General features: G+C 59.9%; 18 protein-coding genes and 1 pseudogene. 10 read left to right on the top strand and 9 right to left on the bottom strand.

Annotation, left to right across the window (positions count from 1 at the left end; all coding sequences use genetic code 11):
• Nucleotides 1–278: pseudogene (locus D8U70_RS10070) on the bottom strand (energy transducer TonB); the annotation flags it as partial.
• A gap of 1,073 nt (nucleotides 279–1,351) precedes the next feature.
• Here D8U70_RS10070 and D8U70_RS10065 point away from each other — a divergent pair.
• The gene (locus D8U70_RS10065; RefSeq protein ID WP_122703677.1) at nucleotides 1,352–1,975 is read left to right on the top strand and encodes a glutathione S-transferase N-terminal domain-containing protein; all 624 of its coding nucleotides are present in this window, start codon (nucleotides 1,352–1,354) and stop codon (nucleotides 1,973–1,975) included.
• A gap of 178 nt (nucleotides 1,976–2,153) precedes the next feature.
• Here D8U70_RS10065 and D8U70_RS10055 read toward each other — a convergent pair whose 3' ends face one another.
• Nucleotides 2,154–2,594 carry a CBS domain-containing protein gene (locus D8U70_RS10055; RefSeq protein WP_071172968.1) on the bottom strand — a complete coding sequence of 147 codons (441 nt, stop codon included), beginning with the start codon at nucleotides 2,592–2,594 and terminating at the stop codon, nucleotides 2,154–2,156.
• A gap of 22 nt (nucleotides 2,595–2,616) precedes the next feature.
• Between D8U70_RS10055 and D8U70_RS10050 the strand changes: the two genes are divergently transcribed.
• Both D8U70_RS10050 and D8U70_RS10045 read left to right on the top strand, forming a co-directional pair.
• Nucleotides 2,617–2,814: a hypothetical protein gene (locus tag D8U70_RS10050; RefSeq protein WP_125918117.1), complete on the top strand. Its 198-nt coding sequence runs from the start codon at nucleotides 2,617–2,619 to the stop codon at nucleotides 2,812–2,814.
• Nucleotides 2,815–2,989: 175 nt separating this feature from the next.
• Nucleotides 2,990–5,350 (top strand): DNA polymerase II, encoded by a 2,361-nt coding sequence (locus D8U70_RS10045; RefSeq protein ID WP_177433957.1) that lies wholly within the window; start codon nucleotides 2,990–2,992, stop codon nucleotides 5,348–5,350.
• On the opposite strand, the gene D8U70_RS10040 is transcribed toward D8U70_RS10045, so the two are convergent.
• From D8U70_RS10040 to D8U70_RS10030, 3 genes are all read right to left on the bottom strand, one after another.
• The gene (locus D8U70_RS10040) at nucleotides 5,315–5,785 is read right to left on the bottom strand and encodes a DUF1810 domain-containing protein (protein WP_130928805.1); all 471 of its coding nucleotides are present in this window, start codon (nucleotides 5,783–5,785) and stop codon (nucleotides 5,315–5,317) included. The genes D8U70_RS10045 and D8U70_RS10040 overlap by 36 nt on opposite strands.
• Nucleotides 5,786–5,809: 24 nt before the next feature.
• Nucleotides 5,810–6,631 carry an aldo/keto reductase gene (locus tag D8U70_RS10035; protein WP_130928804.1) on the bottom strand — a complete coding sequence of 274 codons (822 nt, stop codon included), beginning with the start codon at nucleotides 6,629–6,631 and terminating at the stop codon, nucleotides 5,810–5,812.
• Between the two features lie 227 nt (nucleotides 6,632–6,858).
• On the bottom strand, nucleotides 6,859–8,007 hold the full coding sequence (locus tag D8U70_RS10030) for an aldose epimerase family protein (protein WP_122747028.1): 1,149 nt from the start codon (nucleotides 8,005–8,007) through the stop codon (nucleotides 6,859–6,861).
• 245 nt (nucleotides 8,008–8,252) lie between these two features.
• On the opposite strand from D8U70_RS10030, the gene D8U70_RS10025 reads away from it, so the two are divergent.
• The 3 genes from D8U70_RS10025 to D8U70_RS10015 all read left to right on the top strand — a co-directional run bounded on the left by D8U70_RS10025 (nucleotide 8,253) and on the right by D8U70_RS10015 (nucleotide 10,688).
• Nucleotides 8,253–9,002: a hypothetical protein gene (locus tag D8U70_RS10025; protein ID WP_016775367.1), complete on the top strand. Its 750-nt coding sequence runs from the start codon at nucleotides 8,253–8,255 to the stop codon at nucleotides 9,000–9,002.
• Nucleotides 9,003–9,152: 150 nt separating this feature from the next.
• Nucleotides 9,153–9,938, top strand: a complete 786-nt coding sequence (locus D8U70_RS10020; protein WP_039763409.1) for a sulfite exporter TauE/SafE family protein — start codon at nucleotides 9,153–9,155, stop codon at nucleotides 9,936–9,938.
• 186 nt (nucleotides 9,939–10,124) lie between these two features.
• A complete protein-coding gene (locus D8U70_RS10015; protein ID WP_016775365.1) occupies nucleotides 10,125–10,688 on the top strand; it encodes a DUF4174 domain-containing protein in 564 nt (187 codons plus the stop codon).
• A 285-nt stretch (nucleotides 10,689–10,973) separates the two neighbouring features.
• Here D8U70_RS10015 and ampC read toward each other — a convergent pair whose 3' ends face one another.
• On the bottom strand, nucleotides 10,974–12,140 hold the full coding sequence (gene ampC, locus D8U70_RS10010; protein ID WP_130928803.1) for a class C beta-lactamase: 1,167 nt from the start codon (nucleotides 12,138–12,140) through the stop codon (nucleotides 10,974–10,976).
• Nucleotides 12,141–12,299: 159 nt separating this feature from the next.
• Here ampC and D8U70_RS10005 point away from each other — a divergent pair, with 159 nt between their 5' ends.
• Nucleotides 12,300–13,172 carry a LysR family transcriptional regulator gene (locus D8U70_RS10005; RefSeq protein WP_122703689.1) on the top strand — a complete coding sequence of 291 codons (873 nt, stop codon included), beginning with the start codon at nucleotides 12,300–12,302 and terminating at the stop codon, nucleotides 13,170–13,172.
• Between the two features lie 118 nt (nucleotides 13,173–13,290).
• Here the strand turns inward: D8U70_RS10005 and gudD are convergent, their stop codons facing one another.
• Together gudD and D8U70_RS09995 are read right to left on the bottom strand one after the other, a co-directional pair.
• Nucleotides 13,291–14,634, bottom strand: a complete 1,344-nt coding sequence (gudD, locus tag D8U70_RS10000) for a glucarate dehydratase (protein WP_130928802.1) — start codon at nucleotides 14,632–14,634, stop codon at nucleotides 13,291–13,293.
• Nucleotides 14,635–14,659: 25 nt separating this feature from the next.
• Nucleotides 14,660–16,006, bottom strand: coding sequence for an MFS transporter (locus tag D8U70_RS09995; RefSeq protein WP_024013478.1), 1,347 nt, complete (start codon nucleotides 16,004–16,006; stop codon nucleotides 14,660–14,662).
• Between the two features lie 354 nt (nucleotides 16,007–16,360).
• Between D8U70_RS09995 and D8U70_RS09990 the strand changes: the two genes are divergently transcribed.
• Together D8U70_RS09990 and D8U70_RS09985 are read left to right on the top strand one after the other, a co-directional pair.
• Complete coding sequence (locus D8U70_RS09990; protein WP_041477180.1) at nucleotides 16,361–17,074, top strand: FadR/GntR family transcriptional regulator; 714 nt, start codon at nucleotides 16,361–16,363, stop codon at nucleotides 17,072–17,074.
• Between the two features lie 91 nt (nucleotides 17,075–17,165).
• Nucleotides 17,166–17,396, top strand: coding sequence for a hypothetical protein (locus D8U70_RS09985; RefSeq protein WP_071172961.1), 231 nt, complete (start codon nucleotides 17,166–17,168; stop codon nucleotides 17,394–17,396).
• Between the two features lie 123 nt (nucleotides 17,397–17,519).
• Here the strand turns inward: D8U70_RS09985 and D8U70_RS09980 are convergent, their stop codons facing one another.
• Entirely contained in the window at nucleotides 17,520–18,422 is a 903-nt protein-coding gene (locus tag D8U70_RS09980) for a DMT family transporter (protein WP_241664647.1), read from the bottom strand.
• Nucleotides 18,423–18,523: 101 nt separating this feature from the next.
• Between D8U70_RS09980 and D8U70_RS09975 the strand changes: the two genes are divergently transcribed.
• Entirely contained in the window at nucleotides 18,524–19,405 is an 882-nt protein-coding gene (locus D8U70_RS09975) for a LysR substrate-binding domain-containing protein (protein ID WP_130928800.1), read from the top strand.
• Nucleotides 19,406–19,567: the final 162 nt, after the last annotated feature.

The raw sequence follows: 19,567 nt of genomic DNA, 5'->3' as shown, positions 1-19,567 counted from the left end.
GGTGTCGGTGGGGCCGGAGGCGTCGGGCTGGTCAGCTCGACGGTCATTTCCGGGATTTCCGGCGGCGTCGGCAGTGGCTCAGGACGCGCCTGATGGAAGAACCACCACGCGCCGCCGTGTATCAGCGCCGACACGGCGATCAGCAAGAGCATCTGTGGTTTGTTCAACCCGCCGGGTCGTGACGTATTGGCTGTAAACGCCGGCCTGCCCGTTGCCGGCGGGACCGGTGCTTGCCGCAACGGCCCCGGCAGGGTTTTGTGCTTTACCGCATCGTTCATTAAAGCTCCCTCGGGTCAGATGAAGGGCAATAAGGTGCCGTCCGAACATATGGCTGATGTTCGAGTGAGTGGGTGCAACTTTCTTCAAGGTGTAGGCGAGCCGATAGTTGGACTATCTGTTTAAGCGGCCTTGAACAAACTTAGTGGCTTAATAGTATCTATATCGATTGCTCATTATCCATTCCGTGGCTTGTTGTTGTGTGGAGACGTGAGCTGTCTCAGGTTTGTTACAGTTTGCAACAGGTGTGCCAGATGTTGCTGAAACCGGTTGAACGCATATCTTCGGTGTTACTGATGTCGCATTTATATAAGTTTCAAATTCGCATACGGTTTATTCGGCGCGAAGCGGTCCTCAAGTCCTCGCAGAAGGGCTTTTTCCAGAGCGAGTCAGAGGGAACGCTGTATCACGCCAATCGGCGGGATAGAGCGGCTGCTCGGTGATCAGGCTTAGCACCTATCGGTGCGTAGCGAATCGATTTGGTGCAGGTCAGTCATTCAGCGGTTCACAGGACATGTTCCTTATTTTGATTCTGGAGTATTGGTTAACTGCATCACATTCGGGCGTGCGCTTTTGGTGCAACTTCAATGACGAAAAGACATTGTTCGACAATCCTGTTGTTGTGCCTTTTATTAATTGACGTATTTAAAAAATAAATAACACTTGGCGCCCGGCGATCGCTCGATCGCCAGGCACGCAAAGTGTGCATTGGGTTTCAGGTAATAAAGGAGAAACGCGCCAGGCTGAATAGGCTCGGCTGAACTTGGGGCTGGATTTGCGAGTGAGTGGGGTATGTCGTACGGCGGAGCATTTGAAGATTCACGGGTGAACTCCTTATTGCCAGCTCGGACAGGCGAACTTTTGGTTTGCTGTCGCACCTTACAAGAACGCGGATAGCGTTCGATGAATGCTCTTGGTGCGGGATGGGCACCGCCAGCGCTGATTGGCGAAGGTTGATTTCGCAAGTCGGCAGTGCATGGGAAAAACGTGCCAATCACGACACATTTGCAGAATTTTCTACGTCAGGCCAGCCAGCCATCTACCCTGTGCAAAGGCCTTATCGGGGGGAACGGACATGTACCAGCTCTACGGGCACAAGAATTCCGGCGCGGCTGCCATCGAGGCGGCACTGGAGTTGTGCCAGATCGCCTATCGCTTCATTGATACCGAAGCCAGCGCCGAGGCCGACGAGGCGCTGGGCAAACTCAATCCGCTGAAACAGATACCGACCTTGCAACTGCCGGACGGCAGCGCCATGACTGAAAGCGCGGCGATCCTGATTCACCTGGGCCTGACGTTTCCCAAATCCGGCCTGCTGCCGAGCAAGGCTGCCGATCGTGATCAGGCGATTCGCGGTCTCGCCTACATCGTCAGCAATTGCTATGCGGCGGTCGGCATCATCGATTACCCCGAGCGCTGGCTGAGCACGCCCGACGAGAACGCACGGCAAAACCTGATCGCCGGCACGCGCCAGCGCCTGCATTTCAGTTGGGAAGTATTCGCCGATCAGTTTTCCGGAGAGCTGTACCTAGATGACGAAACGCCCGGCGCGCTGGATGTGCTGGCGGCCGTGGTGAGCCGCTGGGCCGGCAGCCGTGAACACCTGCGCCAGACCCGCCCGGGCTTTTATGCGTGGCTGCAAAGGATCGACCGACACCCGGTGCTGGCACCGGTGTTTGAGCGGCATTGGCCGGCCTGACGGGCGAGATCGTTCCCACGCTCTGCGTGGGAATGCCTCAACGGACGCTCCGCGTTCGGCTTTAGAGGGACGCGGAGCGTCCCGGGCTGCATTCCCACGCAGAGCGTGGGAACGATCATCTCTGACCTGGCGCATACGCGAGCAGGCTCGCTCCCACAAGGGGATCACGGCGGTGGGCTCAGTCGCCGCGAATGTACTGCTCCAGCTGTTTGATCAGCTCGGCCTGTTCGGCAATCGCTTCCTTCACCAGGTCGCCGATCGACAACAGGCCGATCAACTGGCCGTCCTCGACCACCGGCAAGTGGCGCAGGCGTTTGTCCGACATGATCCCCAGGCAGGTATCAACCTTTTGTTTGGTGTCCACGGTGATCACGTCCTTGACCATGATGTCGCGCACTGGCGTACCGACCGAAGAGCGCCCGTGCAGCACCAGTTTGCGTGCATAGTCACGCTCGCTGATGATGCCGACCACTTTGTCGTCTTCGACCACCAGCAAGGCGCCGACGTTTTTCTCGGCCATCTTCATCAGCGCTTCGAGCACCATGTGATCGGGTTTGATCTGGTGCACTTCCTGATTTTTCTGATCTTTGAGCTTGAGCAGTTGGGCGACGGTCTTCATGGCGGTTACTCAGGTGTTGTCGTTGTTCATCAAGCATCGTAGACGCAGCCGCGCAGAGCAAGGTGGCAAAGCGGCAGTTAGCGTGCAAAAAACGCCATTTGCCGGAAAAAACATCTTTGTATCGGTAAATGAAGCATCTGTGGCCAAGGGATTTATCTGTAACAAGGGGGGTTATCTGTGGCAGAGGATTTTCTGTGGCGATGGGATTTATCTGTGGTGATGGGATTTATCTGTAGTGATGGGATTTATCTGTGGCGAGGGGATTTATCCCCGCTGGCCTGCGCAGCAGGCCCTTTCATTAAAAGCGGGGCCGCTTCGCGGCCAGCGGGGATAAATCCCCTCGCCACAAATGCTGCGTAGAATGGCGTTCTGATTGAAACGGTGAGGTCGCAGTGGTGGATTTACAGCAGGGCTTCGTCCTGACCCGGCATTGGCGCGATACGCCGGCCGGCACCGAAGTCGAGTTCTGGCTGGCAACGGACGCCGGGCCGCGCCGCGTGCGTCTGGCGCATCAGCCGTCGGTCGCATTTATTCCCGCCGCACAGCGAGAAGCAGCCGAGCGTCTGCTGCACGATGAAAAGAATGTAGAGCTGCGACCGTTGGCCTTGCTCGATTTTCAGCATCGTCCGGTGCTCGGTCTGTATTGCCAGCAGCACGGCCAGTTGATGCGCCTCGAAACCGCGCTCAACCGCGCCGGCGTCGACGTCTTTGAAGCCGACGTGCGTCCCCCGGAACGTTATCTGATGGAGCGCTTCATCACCGCGCCGGTGCTGTTTGGCGGCACCCCGGATGCTGACGGAGTACTGATCAACGCCCAGCTGAAACCCGACCCCGATTACCGGCCGAAACTGCGCTTGGTCTCACTCGACATCGAGACCACCGAAAACGGCGAGCTGTATTCCATCGCGCTGGAAGGCTGTGGCGAGCGCCAGGTGTACATGCTCGGCGCGCCGAACGGCGACGCCAGCATTGTCGATTTCGACCTCGAGTACTGCGACTCGCGCACGCTCATTCTGAAGAAACTCAACGACTGGTTCGCCCGCCACGACCCTGACGCGATCATTGGCTGGAACGTTGTGCAGTTCGACCTGCGCATCCTTCACGAACACGCGCGGCGTCTTGGCGTGCCGCTGAAGATCGGTCGTGGCGGCGAAGAAATGCAGTGGCGCGAGCACGGCAGCCGCAATCACTACTTCGCCTCGGCAGCGGGGCGGCTGATCATCGATGGCATCGAGTCATTGCGTTCGGCGACCTGGAGTTTTCCCTCGTTCAGCCTGGAAAACGTCGCGCAGACGCTGCTCGGCGAAGGCAAGGCGATCAACAACCCGTACCAGCGCATGGACGAGATCAACCGCATGTTCGCCGAAGACAAACCGGCGCTGGCCAAATACAACCTCAAGGACTGCGAACTGGTCACGCGGATCTTCGCCAAGACCGAACTGCTGACGTTTTTGCTTGAGCGCGCCAGCGTTACCGGTTTGCCGGCCGACCGCAGCGGCGGTTCGGTCGCCGCGTTCACCCATTTGTACATGCCGTTGATGCATCGCCAGGGCTTTGTTGCACCCAATCTGGGCACCAATCCACCCCAGGCCAGCCCCGGCGGGTTTGTCATGGATTCACGCCCGGGGCTTTACGAATCGGTGTTGGTCCTCGATTACAAAAGCCTCTACCCGTCGATTATCCGCACCTTTCTGATCGACCCGGTGGGGTTGATCGAGGGCCTGCAATACCCGGATGACGCCGACTCGGTGCCGGGTTTTCGTGGCGCACGCTTCTCGCGCACCCGCCATTGTCTGCCGTCCATCGTGGCGCGGGTGGCCGAAGGGCGCGAAACCGCCAAGCGCGAGCACAATGCGCCGCTGTCCCAAGCGCTGAAGATCATCATGAACGCCTTCTACGGCGTGCTCGGCTCCAGCGGTTGCCGTTTTTTCGATACCCGGCTGGCCTCGTCGATCACCTTGCGCGGCCACGAAATCATGTTGCGCACTCGCCAGTTGATCGAAGAACAGGGCCACGCCGTCATTTACGGCGACACCGATTCAACCTTCGTCTGGCTGCGCAGTCTGCACGGCCAGGAAGAAGCAGCGCAGATCGGCCATGCGCTGGTCAAACACGTCAACGATTGGTGGCGCACGCATGTGCGCGAAGAATACGGGCTGGAAAGCGCGCTGGAATTGCAGTTCGAGATTCACTACAAGCGCTTTCTGATGCCGACCATTCGCGGCGCCGAGGAGGGCAGCAAGAAGCGCTACGCCGGTCTGGTCACCCGCGCCGATGGCAGCGAGGAAATGGTCTACAAGGGCCTGGAAACCGTGCGCACCGACTGGTCGCTGCTGGCGCGGCAATTTCAGCAAGAGCTGTATGAGCGGATTTTTCAGCGCAAGTCGTATCAGGATTACGTGCGCGATTACGTGCGCAAGACCCTCGCCGGCGAGTTCGACGATCGGCTGATCTACCGCAAGCGTCTGCGCCGCACCCTCGACGACTACGAACGCAACGTACCGCCGCACGTCCGCGCGGCGCGGCTGGCCGATGACTACAACGCCGAGCAGGGGCGGCCCCGGCAGTATCAGAACGGCGGCTGGATCAGCTACGTCATCACCCTGGCCGGCCCGGAGCCGCTGGAGGTACGCCGCGCCGCCATCGACTACGACCACTACATCACTCGGCAGCTGCAACCGGTGGCGGATGCGATTCTGCCGTTTGTCGACGACGACTTCTCAACCCTGATCGGTGGGCAACTGGGCCTGTTTTGAGTCGAGCAATTGCAGCGTCCATTCATCGAGAATGCCGTGGAAGTAACGCTCCAGTGCCTGATGGAACAGACTGTCCTCGGCGCTGAACTGGGCGAACAGGGTCATCGAAGAATGAAATTTCAGGTCATCGGGATGGCCAAACATTTCTGCAATCGAGCGCTGCGGCACATTCAGCACCAGGTGCGTGCAGGTGCGCAGCCGCGCCCCGAGCAGTTCGTCGGCCAAGTAGGCCTGGGCTTCTTCGGCTGAACCAATGGCGAAGCGTCGGGCCATTTCGCTGCCGCCCAATCCGGCGAACTGCGGGAAGACGAACCACATCCAGTGGCTGCGCTTGCGACCCGTTTCGAGTTCACGCTGGACCCGTTCGAACACCGGATCCTGTGCCTGGACAAAACGTTGCAGGTTGTACGGGTCTTGCAGATCTGTGCTTCTCATGGCGAAGCCCTCGCAGTCGGCAGCTCAGACCATGGCCAGTCGCTGCTTGCGTTGTGGCGCCGGGAACACTTTGTCCAGCGCCGCCAGATCCCCGGCGTCCAGTTGCAGCTGCGCCGCATCGGCATTGAGTTGCACATGCTCGGGGCGCACAGCCTTGGGAATCGCAATCACGCCGTCCTGACGCAGGATCCACGCCAGCGAAACCTGCGCTGGAGTGGCGTTGTGACGGCTGGCAATGTCTTGCAGAACCGGCTCGGCGAGCATCGCGCCGCCCTGGCCGATCGGACAGTACGCCATCAGCGGCAGGCGCTGATGCTGGCACCACGGCAGCAAATCGAATTCGATACCGCGCTCTTCGAGGTTGTACAGCACCTGATTGGTGGCGCAGGCCGAGCTGGAGAGTTCTTCGAGGTCGTCGACATCGAAATTCGACACACCCCAACGGCCGATCTTGCCGTCCTCGCGCAGGCGTTCGAAGGCTTCGACGGTTTCCTCTAGCGGATACTGGCCGCGCCAATGCAGCAGATACAGATCGATGTAGTCGGTACCGAGCCGACGCAAACTGCGCTCGCAGGCTTGCGGGATGCCCTCGCGGCTGGCGTTGTGCGGGTAGACCTTGCTGACCAGAAAGACTTGATCGCGCAGACCGGCGATGGCTTCGCCGACCACTGTTTCGGCACCGCCCTCGGCGTACATCTCAGCGGTATCGATCAGGCTCATGCCCAGCTCGATGCCGCTGCGCAGCGCCGCCACTTCACGGCTGTGCGCCGAACGATCCTCGCCTATGCGCCAAGTGCCCTGACCAATCACGGGAACCTGTACGCCTGCCAACTCAAGGGTACGCATTCAAACCTCCTGCCTGAAAGAATGGGTGTCTTTAGTGGGCAGCAGAATAGCGTCGGGGTTCAAAAAGCAAAAAAGATCGCAGCGGTCCGCAGCTCCTACGAGATCGTTCCCACGCTCCGCGTGGGAATGCATCAAGGGACGCTCCGCGTTCCAGCTCTGAAAGGGACGCGGAGCGTCCCGGGCTGCATTCCCACGCAGAGCGTGGGAACTATCATGCTGCGTGGGCCTTACTTGGCGGAGAACTTGAGGATCACGCTGTGGGCATAGGTCTGCCCCGGATCAAGCCGCGTGCTCGGGAAATCCGGCTGGTTCGGCGAATCCGGGTAGTGCTGGGTCTCGAGGGTGAATGCGCCCCAGTGCGGATAGACCTTGCCGCCCTTGCCCTTGACCGTGCCGTCGAGGAAGTTGCTGGTGTAGAACTGCACGCCCGGCTCGCTGGTGAACAGTTGCAGCACACGCCCGGATTGCGGGTCGCTGACTTCGGTGGCGAGCTTGCTGACATCGCCCTTGGTGTCCAGTGCCCAGTTGAAATCGAAGCCGCCCTGTTTCGGCTCGGCGAATTTCAGCTGCGGATGATCAGCCTTGATGTGCGTGCCGATCGCCGTCGGTTTGCTGAAGTCCATCGGCGTACCGGCCACAGGCGCCAGCTCCCCGGTCGGGATCAGTTTGGCGGTGACCGGCGTGTAATGGCTGGAGTTGATCATGGCGACTTGCTTGAGAATGTCGCCATTGCCGGCACCGGCCAGGTTGAAGTAGCTGTGGTTGGTCAGGTTGAGCACGGTCGGCTTGTCGGTGCTGGCCTTGTAGTCGATGCGCAACTCGTTGTTGTCGGTCAGGCGATAGGTGACTTCGGTGGTCAGATTGCCCGGGAAACCCATCTCGCCGTCGGCCGAGAGGTAGGTAAGGGTTACGCCCACCGAATCCTTGTCCTTGGTTTCCCTGGCCTTCCAGACTTTCTTGTCGAAACCTTCGGGGCCGCCGTGCAGGGCGTTGGATTTGTCGTTCTGCGGCACTTGATAGCGTTTGCCATCGATTTCGAAAGCACCTTCGGCCAAACGGTTGCCGAAGCGGCCGATGGTCGCGCCGAAGTACGCGGTGCCTTTCTGATAGCCCTGCACATCGTCAAAACCCAAGACGACGTCGTCGAACTTGCCGTGTTTGTCGGCGACTTTCAGCGCTTGCAGGGTCGCGCCGTAGGTAATCACGGTGGCTTGCATGCCGTGGCTGTTGCGCAGGATGTACTGTTCGACAGGCGTGCCGTCATTGGTTTTGCCGAAAGCTTTGTGTTCAGCAGTCAGGCCCGCCGCGTTGGCGGAAAGGGTAGCGATCATCAGGGACAGTCCGAGGCCGGAGAGCAGGTGACGGGATTGAAGCATGGTTGACCTTCCTTTTTGTTGTTGTTTTGAGAAAACGCAATTAGTCATGCTATTGAATATTTCGCAGAAGATTTATAGCGGATTTACCGTTGTTGGCAAATATAAAGTCCGACTAATTGATAAGGCGAAAAGCGCCGAAGGTCGGCTAACCGCCCGGGCACTGCACTTTTTCGCAATCGGCGGCTCTATGCATGGCCAGGATGCGGTGACCCCCGCCGCACAGGAATGTGCCTGTCCGAGATTTCATGCCGAGTGTTTTTGCCCTGATCACCGCCGCTCACCGCCGCCCGTGCCTGCTGCTGGCCTGCCTGTTGTCGCTGTTGCTCAGCGGCTGCAGCCACCAGAACGGCAATGGATTTTTCAATCAGATACGTGAAGGGCAGCCGCAGGAGTTTCTCCAGACCAGCGTCGACCGCATGGCCACCCTGGCGATGCGCGACAACCTCGACAGCCTTTACCGGCTGATGGGCAAGCTCTACCTGCGCAACCCGGAAGAACTGCGCAAATCCGGTTTCCTCACCGTCAACGCCGCCGTGAAACAAGTGCGTCTCGCTGTCGAGCAACAGCAGCCGTTGCCCGTGCTGGGCGGACGCAAGGATCTGGCGGCACTGAGCTATGCGATGAGTCCGGAATTCCTCGGCGACCGCGTCGGCGCCTTCATCTATGCAATCGGCAGCATGCTGGTTACCGCCCACGGCAATCGCACCGAGTTCTACATGACCGACGCGATCAACCCGACGTTCGTGCACAACGCCGCGCGCAACATCGAAAAAGCCATGTGGATTTTGTCGCAACGGCAGAACAAGGAAGGCCAGCCGTTGCTGTTCTCCAACGAAATCTCGGAGGAGGGCAGCAACCTCAGCTTCGCCACCGAATTCAGCAAAATCGTCGCACGCCTGGATCTGCTCACGCAGATGCTCGATGAGCGCTATCGCAGGATCGGCCTGAATTACGCGCAGAGTCTGCTGTTCTTGAATTTCCTGCCGGTGCAGTGAGCCCGGCAGGTTTTCTGTAGCGCAAGGGGCCACTGTGGGATCTGCGGTGAATTCGATATGGCATAACGATAGACCGCATCGATATATGTGGTTATAAGAAAAATCGCTATGCTGCGGGCCAGATTTTCCTGTCGTTTTCTGGACGTTTGAATGGAATTGGCAAATTTCGGCCTGGTGATTGCCGGGCTGGTGGTGGGGTTTATCGTAGGCATGACCGGTGTCGGCGGCGGATCGTTGATGACGCCGATCCTGCTGTGGTTCGGCATCAACCCGGCGACGGCGGTGGGTACCGACCTGCTGTACGCCGCGATCACCAAATCCAGCGGCGTCCTCGTTCACAGGAAGAACAAGAACATCGACTGGGCGATCACCGGCTGGCTGACCCTCGGCAGTGTGCCAGCGGTGGCCATGACCCTGTGGTTCCTCAGCACCCTGCACACCGCGCCGGACGCGATGAACGCCATCATCAAACAGGCGCTCGGCTTCGTCCTCTTCGCCACCGCCCTGGCAATCTTCTTCAAGAAACGCTTGCTCGAATTCGCCCACAAACGCGCGGGTGGCAACTACAACCCGAGCGGTTCGCGCCTGAATATCATGACGGTGATCACCGGTCTGATCCTCGGCACCATGGTTGCCCTGACCTCGATCGGCGCCGGCGCACTGGGCACCGTCGCCTTGTTTATCCTTTACCCACTGCTGCCAACCCGCCGCCTGGTCGGCACCGAAATCGCCCACGCCGTACCCCTGACCCTCGTCGCCGGCCTCGGCCACGCAAGCATGGGCAACATGGACTGGGGCGTGCTGGGTTTCCTGCTGATGGGCTCGCTGCCGGGCATCTGGCTCGGCAGCCACCTGACCGGACGCATCTCCGACGAAGTCCTGCGCCCGTGCCTGGCGACGATGCTGGTGTTGATTGGTTATAAGTTGGCGTTCTGAGTCAGCCTGGAGAAAACACTTCCAATGCAGCGGCCGTAGGGATGTGCCGATGATCGCTTGCGTCATGTTGCGCAAAGCGCTCCCTGACCTAAGCTTCTGACAGGGCAATGCCTTTTTGCCAGACGCCGCCGGAACAATCGCCACGATGCGCAATCAGTAGTGCGTGGATATCAAAAGGAGATGCGCATGCTCATCAGGTCCCTGACCCTGACCCTCTTGCTGGCAATCGCCGGCCCCCTGTTCGCCGCCGACAGCGATTCACCCCTGGCCGGGGACGTGGGCCGCGCCCGCCCGCTGATCGTGATTGCGCAAAGCACCGTCGACCCGGTCTGGCTGAGCCTGAAGAAGTCGCTGGAAGATCCGGCCAACAAAAAGGGCGTCACCGACCGCAACATCAAGGTCTACACCATCCTCAGCATGTCCGGACAGCTCGACGGCAAGGACATGGGCCAGCAGGACACCATGGCCCTGCTGCGTTCGCTGAAGCTCGGTGCCGGCGCTTATCCAAAAGTGTTCCTGGTGGGCAAGGACGGCGAAACCAAGCTCTCCGCCTCGGGTGATGAAGCCAAGGCATTGAGCCTGGCGAAAATCTTCGAAACCATCGACGCCATGCCCATGGCCGAAAAAGAAGCCGCCGCTGCGGCCGCCGCCGCACAAACGCCTGCCGCCACCGAGCCGGAACCGGCCAAAGGCGCTAAGGGCAGCAAACCGGCGAAACCGAGCAAACCGCCGCAGATGCCGGATGATTGATTGCGACTGAATGAAGCAAAATCCCTGTGGGGGCTGGCAAACCAGCTCCCACATTTTTTTGTGAAGTGCACAGTTCAAATGTGGGAGCGAGCCTGCTCGCGATAGCGGTTTTTCAGGCGCTGAAAGGTGGCTGATCGAGCGCATTCGCGAGCAGGCTCGCTCCCACAAGTCATCTTCTGATCGAAAGTTGTTGCAGCCTGCGACACCTCCAACGTTAACCGAGTGAAAACCCGATCCTGTAGAAGCTGCCGCAGGCTCGGGCCGCGATCGGACGATCTTTCACTACTAATCCGCCAACGCCGCGAAAACCGTATGCGCAATCTTCACCCGTTCGGCATTCGGGTAGTTCTTGTTGGCCAGAATCACGATGCCCATGTCCCGCGACGGCACGAACGCCACATACGCGCCAAAGCCCCGTGTAGAACCGGTTTTATTGAATAGCACATTGGCCGGTTCAGCTTGCGGTGGAGTCAGCCACTCGACTTTGTGCGGCTCCATGGCCATGGGGGTCGAGTTGCCGTTTTGCAGTTTTTCCAGGCTGATCGGGTAGGCGTAGCGTTCCCAGCCCAGGCCTTGGGTCATGTCGCCGACGCGGTGATAGCCGATGTGGGTGTTGGCGATGGCTTGGTGCAGATCAGGCGCAAGGCTGGCCGGTTGCAGCTGTGCCTGGACGTATCGCAGCAGGTCGGCGGCGCTGGTTTTGATGCCGTAGGCTTCGGCGTCGAGGGCGCCGGGGCTGACGCGTACCGGTTGGTCGGCGCTGTCGTAGCCTTGGGCATAAAGCTTCGACTGCGCTGACGGTACGCTGAGGAAGGTGTGCTGAAGGCCGAGTTTCGGCAGCAGGGTTTGCGTCATTGCCAAGTCGAACGGCTGGCCGAGGCTTTTCGCCGTCAGGTAGCCGAACAGGCCCAGGCTCGGGTTGGAATACAGGCGATGGCTGCCGGCGGGAAATTGCGGTTTCCACTGTTGGTAATAGCCGAGCATCTTGTCGGAAGAATCCGCCTCAGCGGGGAATTGCAACGGCAGTTCGCCTGCACTGTAGGTGCCCAGTTGCAGCACGCTGATGTTGTCGAAGGCGCTGCCCTTGAGCTCCGGCCAGAGTTGGCTGGCCTTGCTCGACAGGTCGAGTTTGCCTGTGGCCTGGGCGTAACCAGCGAGGGTGGCGGTGAAGGTTTTGCTCACCGAGCCGACTTCGAACAGGGTGTTTTCGCTGACCTTTTGCGCGGTGTCTTTAGCGGCAACCCCGTAGTTAAAGTAATGCGCCTGGCCATTCAGCGTGATCGCTACCGTCAGCCCCGGGATGTTGTTTTGCTGCATCACCGGGGTGACGGCTTGGCTGACCAGAGCCTGTAATTGCGCATCCGTCGGCGTTGCGGCATGACAGGCAACGCTGCCGAAGAACAGTGCGAAAGCGCTGTAGGAAAAGACCTTGCTCGGTTTTAAGGAACACATGATTGAATCACTCTCCATGAGTGTCGATTGTTGTATCCCGCTACACTGCGGGTGATTTTTCATCGGACGGCCGATCAGCGCGGCCAATTTAGGCACTTCGCCGGCCCTCGACAAACGATGAAAACTCGCATGAGCCATTAGAAAAATTTGAGGCAACGCATGATTCGACCGCAACTGCCGCTCAACGCTCTGCGCGCATTTGAAGCCTCGGCACGTCACTTGAGTTTTACCCGTGCTGCCGTCGAGTTGTGCGTGACACAAGCGGCGGTGAGCCATCAGGTCAAAAGCCTGGAAGCGCAACTCAACCTGACCCTGTTCAAACGCCTGCCCCGTGGGCTGATGCTGACCAGTGAAGGCGAAACCTTGCTGCCGGTACTCAGCACATCATTCGATCATATTGCGCAGATGCTCGAGCGTCTGGCCGGTGGGCAGTATCGCGACATGTTGACGGTCGGCGCGGTGGGCACTTTTGCCGTGGGCTGGCTGTTGCCGAGGCTGGCGGACTTTCGGGGGAAACATCCGCTTATAGATTTACGTCTGTCGACCAATAACAACCGGGTGGATGTGGCGGCGGAGGGACTGGATTACGCCATTCGTTTCGGTGCTGGCGCCTGGCATGGCATCGAGGCGACACGCTTGCTCGATGCGCCGTTGTCGGTATTGTGCGTGCCGGAGATTGCCCGGCAACTGCACACGCCGGCGGACCTGTTGCAGCAGACCTTGCTGCGTTCCTATCGCACCGATGAATGGCCGGAGTGGTTTCACGCAGCGGGCCTGGCGACGCAGGCCGCGCCACCGCAAAGCATCGTGTTCGATTCGTCGCTGGCAATGATGGAAGCCGCATTGCAGGGCGGCGGCGTGGCGTTGGCGCCGCCGCTGATGTTCGCCCGGCAACTGGCGGCAGATGCGATCTGCCAGCCGTTTGCGATCGAGATCACCACCGGCAGTTACTGGCTGACGCGGTTGCAGTCGCGAGCGGAAACGGTGGCGATGAAAGCGTTCAAAACCTGGTTGCTGCAAATCTCAAGCTGAAAACCGATTTGTAGGAGCTGCCGAAGGCTGCGATCTTTTGATCTTAAAAACAGAATCAAAAGATCGCAGCCTTCGGCAGCTCCTACTCCGACAATCGAAATCAGCGGCGCCTGCTGGATTACCGCACCAGACACGGCCGTTTGTTATCGAATTTCCACCCCGGAATCAGGAACTGCATCGCCACGCTGTCATCCCGCGCGCCGAGGCCCATGCCTTCGTACAGTTCGTGGGCCTTGGCCACTTGATCCATGTCCAGCTCCACGCCCAGCCCGGGTTTTTTCGGCACCTGCACGAGACCATCGACAATCTGCAACGGTGCCTTGGTCAGGCGCTGACCGTCCTGCCAGATCCAGTGGGTGTCGATGGCGGTGATCTCGCCGGGTGCGGCGGCGGCGACGTGGGTGAACATGGCCAGGGAAATATCGAAGTGGTTGTTGGAATGCGAGCCCCAGGTCAGGCCCCACTCGTGGCACATCTGCGCGACGCGTACCGAACCCTGCATGGTCCAGAAGTGCGGGTCGGCCAGCGGGATGTCCACTGACTGCAACTGAATCGCGTGGCCCATTTCACGCCAGTCGGTGGCGATCATGTTGGTCGCGGTTTTCAGTCCGGTGGCGCGGCGGAATTCAGCCATGACTTCGCGCCCGGAATAACCGTTTTCCGCACCGCACGGGTCTTCGGCGTAGGCGAGTACGTGGTGCTGATCGCGGCATAGACGAATGGCCTCTTTCAATGACCATGCACCGTTCGGGTCGAGGGTAATCCGCGCGTCGGGGAAGCGCTCGGCCAATGCCGTGACCGCTTCGATTTCGGCATCGCCACTGAGCACGCCGCCCTTGAGTTTGAAATCCTTGAAACCGTACTTGGCGTGCGCCGCCTCCGCCAGACGCACGACCGCTTCGGCGGTCATGGCTTTCTCGTGACGCACACGGAACCAGTCGTTGTCGGCGTCCGGTTCGCTGCGATAGGCCAGATCGGTTTCGTGTTGATCGCCAACGTAGAACAGATAACCGAGCATCTTCACTTCGTCGCGTTGCTGACCTTCACCGAGCAGCGCCGCCACCGGCACGTCGAGGTGCTGGCCGAGCAGGTCGAGGAGGGCGGCTTCCAGGCCGGTGACCGCGTGAATGGTGATGCGCAGGTCGAACGTCTGCAGACCACGGCCGCCGGCATCGCGGTCGGCGAAGGTCTGGCGCACCTGGTTGAGGATCTTCTGGTAGGTGCCGATCGGGCTGCCGACCACCAGATTGCGCGCGTCTTCCAGGGTCTGGCGAATGCGCTCGCCACCGGGCACTTCGCCGACGCCGGTGTGGCCGGCGTTGTCCTTGAGGATGACGATGTTGCGGGTGAAAAACGGCCCGTGGGCGCCGCTCAGGTTGAGCAGCATGCCGTCGTGACCGGCCACCGGAATGACCTGCATGTCGGTGATGATCGGAGCTTTGGCGGTGTCATGAACAGTCATTGTTGTTTTCCTTGTCGAGACGTAGTCAGGCGTGTTTCGGCGCGGCGTCGGCCACAGCCTTTTCAGCAGCGGGTTTCGGCGTGGTGCGCGCGGCGAAGACGATGATTGCGGCGATGATCGAGGTCGCGGCCAGACCATAGAGGCCGCCCTGAATCGAGCCGGTGTGTTGCTCAAGCAGGCCGAAGGTGGTCGGTGCGACGAAGCCGCCGAGGTTGCCCACCGAGTTGATCAGCGCGATCACTGCCGCCGCGATGCGTGCATCCAGATAAGCCTGGGGAATCGGCCAGAACAGCGACGAGGCGGATTTGAAACCCAGTGCCGCAAAGCAGATCGCGACGAAGGCAAAGATCGGCCCGCCAGTGGTGGACATGAACATCCCCGCTGCGGCGATCAACAGGGCAGTGGCGACCCATGCTTGCTGGTGTTTCCACTTCGCCGACAGCGAGGCGAAGGCATACATGCCGACGATCGACAGCAACCATGGAATCGAGTTGAACAGGCCGACCTGCACGTCGCTGAGTTCGCCCATCTTCTTGATGATGCTCGGCAGCCAGAAAGTCGCCGCATAAATGGTCAGCTGAATGAAGAAGTAGATCAGGCAGAACAGAATGATCTGCCGGTCCTTGAGCAGTTTGCCCAGCGACGGCCGGATCGGCGTCGCGGCTTCGCGGGCCTTTTGCTCGTCGTCGATGGCGCTGACCAGCGCATCCTGTTCGGCGCGGCTCAGCCATTTCGCGTCGTGGGGTTTGGCATCCAGCCAGAACCAGACAAACACGCACAGGCACACCGAGAACATCCCCTCGATGAAATACATCCATTGCCAGCCGTGCATGCCAAGCCCATTGATCTGCAGGAGCAGACCGGACAGCGGGCCGGAGATCAGCGAGGCCACGGCAGAGCCGCTGAGGAAGATCGCGATCGCCTTGCCGCGCTCAACGCCTGGCAGCCAACGGGTGAAGTAATAAATCACCCCGGGAAAGAACCCGGCCTCGGCGACACCGAGCAGGAAACGCAGGATATAGAAGTGGGTTTCGTTCTGAATGAAGGCCATGCAGGCCGCGACTATGCCCCAGGTGAACATGATGCGGGTCAGCCAGATCCGCGCGCCGACTTTCTGCAAAAGCATGTTGGACGGCACTTCGAACAGCGCGTAACCGATGAAGAACAGCCCGGCGCCGAAGCCGTAGGCGGCAGCACCAATGCCCAGATCGGTTTCCATGTGGGTGCGGACGAAGCCGATGTTCACCCGGTCAATGTAATTGACGATGAACATGATCACGAAGAGCGGCAGGACGTGGCGTTTGACTTTGGAGATGGCTGAGGCGAGCGTCGGATCGACGCTGTCCTGCATCCCGGAGATGGAGGTTTTCACTGATGTTTCTCCCACTGATTATTTTTATGCGGGTAGGACTGGGTGCTGCGTTGTTGCTAGACATCATACAACCGTAATTTTTTGTCCTACAAGTGGGGAGGGCGATCAAATTCTTCTGATTGTTCGGTTTTTTATGCGAAAACCGGATTCTAGCTCGTATCCATTGAACATTTCGCCAGTCGAGCGCAGCGCCTTTTTGAGATATGAATGATGATGCGTGATGGCTGGCTATCGAAAATATTCGAGGTAATGGAGTGTTGTCATACAAGCTGACGACCCATCGACCGCTAAAATCCATCTCAACCGTCATCCCGCAGTGCTACGATCGGCAAGCCCCGATCACCGGAACCGATCATGCAAGAAGACCTCGACGCGCCCGCGCGCAAACGCACGCACAACCTCGCTCATGACCTGGTGGAAAAGCTCACCCAGAGCATCCTGCTCGGACAACTGTCGCCCGGTGACAAGCTACCGTCGGAGAACTCCATCGTTCAGGAGCACGGCGTCAGCCGCACGGTGGTGCGCGAGGCCATTTCCAAGTTGCAGGCCTCGGGGCTGGTCGAGACGCGCCACGGCATCGGTACCTTCGTGATCGAGCGTGCAGCGGAGCAGGGCCTGCGCCTGAATGTCGACACGGCGCTCGGCGTGCGCAGCATTCTCGAGTTGCGCATGGGCCTGGAGACGCAAGCGGCCGCACTGGCGGCGCAGCGGCGCAGCGAGCAGCAGTTGCAGCAGATGCGTCAGGCGCTGGATGACTATCAACGGCTGCTGGCCAACAACGACAGCTGCGTGGAGGCCGATCGGCGTTTCCATCTGCTGATCGCCGAGGCCACCGGCAACGCTTGTTTCAGCGAGATCATGCAGCACCTGGGCAGTGCGATGATCCCGCGCAATCGCCTGAATGCTGCCGAGCGCGGCGCGGCGGATCTGAGCAAGCTCGGGCACTTGGCCAATCTGGAACACGAGGCGATTCTGAATGCGATCAAGCGTCAGGACGCCGATGCCGCCCGTGCCGCGATGTGGCTGCACCTGACCAACAGTCGTGATCGCTTTATCGCCCAAGGCTGATGCCGCTGGTCTGATCTACCGCACGCCCTCAGCACCCGCGCTTCCAAGTAATACGCCCCGGATAATCCGGGCCAGTATTGTGAGGTGCAGCATGGCTGATGACTCGCTTGTTCCCGGTGGCATGGCGCCCACCGACCAGACCCGCCCCGTATCCGGCACCGACGAGCCGACCCTGAGCGATCACGATGCACCGCCGGGCATGGACCCGGGGCGCGATCCGCTGAGCGATGCCGACCGCCCGGATGACTGGAAGGATCCGCCGGATGACGAGGATGTACCGCCGGCGGACGAGCCGACACCGTTGTCGGATGATATGCGCTGAGGTCTGGATTATTCATTGAGTGGGCCGGCCTCTTCGCGAGCAGGCTCGCTCCCACAGTGGATGACACAAACTCCCTGTGGGAGCGAGCCTGCTCGCGAAGACGGCATCGACTTCACAGCAGATTCAAGCCTTGCTCTCAACTGCCCGAACGACGCCAACCCCACGCTCCAGATTCAATGCCAACACACTGATCAACACCACCATCGCCCCCATCAGTACCATCAACGTCGGCCGTTCACCCAGTCCCCAAGACGCAATTCCCATGGCCGTCGGCGGTATCAGATACAAGGTCATCGTCGCCCGACTCAAGTCCACATGCTTGAGCACGAAACCCCAGGCCAGATACGCCAGTGCGCTGGGAAACACCCCCAACATCAGCACCGCCCACTGCGCTTGCGGCGGCGCCTGCATCACGGCGTCAGCCAGCCCCGGCAGATAAATCAGCAACAGCAACGTCCCCGACCACACCGCGTAGCAGCCCAGGCTGAAACCGTCGTAGCGCCGCGCATGATGCTTTTGCAGGGCGAAATAGAGGCTCCAGGAAAGCGCCGCCAACAAGATCAACAAGCCATGGGCATTGATAGCGCCCATGCCCTTGTCGCCGCTGACTACGATCACCACGCCGACAAATCCAAGCAGCACACAGCTCCAACGCCAGGCGCTGACGCGTTCCTTGAACACAAAGCACGCCAGCAGCGTGCTGAATAACGGGCTCGATTGCGCCAGCACGCTGGAAGCCCCGGCACTGATGCCTTGCTGGCCGATGTTCAAGGCGACGTGATGCAGGCTGACGGCAAAGAAGCCCAAGGCAACCAGCAACGGCACATCGCGCCACTGCGGCAGGCGAATGCCTTTGAAAATTGCGATCAGCGCCATCAACAGCGACGCCAGCAGAAAACGCAGCAAGGCCAGATGTCCGGGCTCATACCCTTGCAAGCCGATGTGAATGCCGGTGGGCGAATAACCCCAGCAGCCGACGACAAACGCCATGGCCAGGATGATTTTGCAGGTGGAAGTGGAAGTCATGATCGAGGCACCAGGGCAGTGGATGCGCCGAGTATCCGGTCGCCCGATCATTCGCCACAACTGACTTATACTGCGTCGACTGTTCACTCGGAGTGATGATTATGGAGCTGGCGCAAATCCGCATGTTCAAGACTGTGGCCGAGGTCGGCAGCATTGCCCGGGCCGCCGAAAAGCTGTTCTGCGTGCCGTCGAACATCACTGCGCGGATCAAAGCGCTGGAGGCCGAGTTGGGCGTGGCGCTGTTCTTGCGCGAGGGGCGCGGACTGCGCATCAGCCCGGCGGGGCAGACCTTTCTGGTTTATGCGGAAAAGATTCTGGCGCTGACCGTCGAAGCCAAACGCGCGCTCGACCCGGCCGCCGAGCCGTCCGGACCGCTGCGCATCGGCGCCATCGAGTCTTCGGCGACCGGGCGCTTGCCGCGCCTGCTGGCGAAATTCCACAAGCGTTATCCGCAAGTAGCACTCGAACTTACCACCGGCACCTGGAGCCAGTTGCTCGACGACACCGTCAACCATCGTCTTGATGGCGCGATTGTCGCGGTGGATGTCGAACGTGCTCAGCTCAAACGCACGCCGATGTATCGAGAGGAATTGTTACTGATCGCCTCGACTTCAGTCGGCCCGGTGCGTGACATCGCGGATCTGCAAGACAAAACCCTGTTCATGTGGCCACCGGGTTGCCCATACCGCGCGGCACTTGAGCATTGGTTACTGCGCCGAGGACAGGCGCTGCCGATTGTCAGTCTGGCCAGTTACGGAGCGATTGTCGGCTGCGTCAGCGCCGGTGCCGGGGTGGCGCTGGTGCCCAGGGGCGTGTTCGAGCAGTACGCCAAAGGCGCGGGCTGCGAGGGTTACGAGTTTGCTGAACTGATGGCGATCGAGAATTTGTTTTACTGGCATGAAAACGCCGGTGTGCACCCGGCGCGAGATGCATTTGTGGCGATGTTACGGGAGGAGTTTGCCGAAGCAAGGTTGCGACAGTGATCGTTGTCGGATGACAGGTGCTGAGGTCTGGTGTTCTTTGCTGAGTTCGCCGGCCTCTTCGTGAGCAGGCTCGCTCCCACAATGGATGTATGTACGACACAGATCCACTGTGGGAGATTCTATGGTTCATGCCTAGCCCCTAAACGCCTTTGGGTGAGTATT

Origin of the sequence: Pseudomonas sp. Sample_20 (assembly GCF_004307585.1) — a bacterium.
In the GTDB taxonomy this organism is placed as follows: domain Bacteria; phylum Pseudomonadota; class Gammaproteobacteria; order Pseudomonadales; family Pseudomonadaceae; genus Aquipseudomonas; species Aquipseudomonas atacamensis.
The sequence above is the reverse complement of the archived record's forward strand: the minus strand, read 5'-3'. Positions and strand labels throughout refer to the sequence as shown.

Bases quoted from the DNA above. Each gene is read 5' to 3' on its own strand.
- D8U70_RS10065 (WP_122703677.1), top strand. From the start codon at position 1,352: ATGTACCAGCTCTACGGGCACAAGAATTCCGGCGCGGCTGCCATCGAG.
- D8U70_RS10055 (WP_071172968.1), bottom strand. From the start codon at position 2,594: ATGAAGACCGTCGCCCAACTGCTCAAGCTCAAAGATCAGAAAAATCAG.
- D8U70_RS10040 (WP_130928805.1), bottom strand. From the start codon at position 5,785: ATGAGAAGCACAGATCTGCAAGACCCGTACAACCTGCAACGTTTTGTC.
- D8U70_RS10035 (WP_130928804.1), bottom strand. From the start codon at position 6,631: ATGCGTACCCTTGAGTTGGCAGGCGTACAGGTTCCCGTGATTGGTCAG.
- D8U70_RS10030 (WP_122747028.1), bottom strand. From the start codon at position 8,007: ATGCTTCAATCCCGTCACCTGCTCTCCGGCCTCGGACTGTCCCTGATG.
- D8U70_RS10025 (WP_016775367.1), top strand. From the start codon at position 8,253: ATGCCGAGTGTTTTTGCCCTGATCACCGCCGCTCACCGCCGCCCGTGC.
- D8U70_RS10020 (WP_039763409.1), top strand. From the start codon at position 9,153: ATGGAATTGGCAAATTTCGGCCTGGTGATTGCCGGGCTGGTGGTGGGG.
- D8U70_RS10015 (WP_016775365.1), top strand. From the start codon at position 10,125: ATGCTCATCAGGTCCCTGACCCTGACCCTCTTGCTGGCAATCGCCGGC.
- ampC (WP_130928803.1), bottom strand. From the start codon at position 12,140: ATGTGTTCCTTAAAACCGAGCAAGGTCTTTTCCTACAGCGCTTTCGCA.
- D8U70_RS10005 (WP_122703689.1), top strand. From the start codon at position 12,300: ATGATTCGACCGCAACTGCCGCTCAACGCTCTGCGCGCATTTGAAGCC.
- gudD (WP_130928802.1), bottom strand. From the start codon at position 14,634: ATGACTGTTCATGACACCGCCAAAGCTCCGATCATCACCGACATGCAG.
- D8U70_RS09990 (WP_041477180.1), top strand. From the start codon at position 16,361: ATGCAAGAAGACCTCGACGCGCCCGCGCGCAAACGCACGCACAACCTC.
- D8U70_RS09985 (WP_071172961.1), top strand. From the start codon at position 17,166: ATGGCTGATGACTCGCTTGTTCCCGGTGGCATGGCGCCCACCGACCAG.
- D8U70_RS09980 (WP_241664647.1), bottom strand. From the start codon at position 18,422: ATGACTTCCACTTCCACCTGCAAAATCATCCTGGCCATGGCGTTTGTC.
- D8U70_RS09975 (WP_130928800.1), top strand. From the start codon at position 18,524: ATGGAGCTGGCGCAAATCCGCATGTTCAAGACTGTGGCCGAGGTCGGC.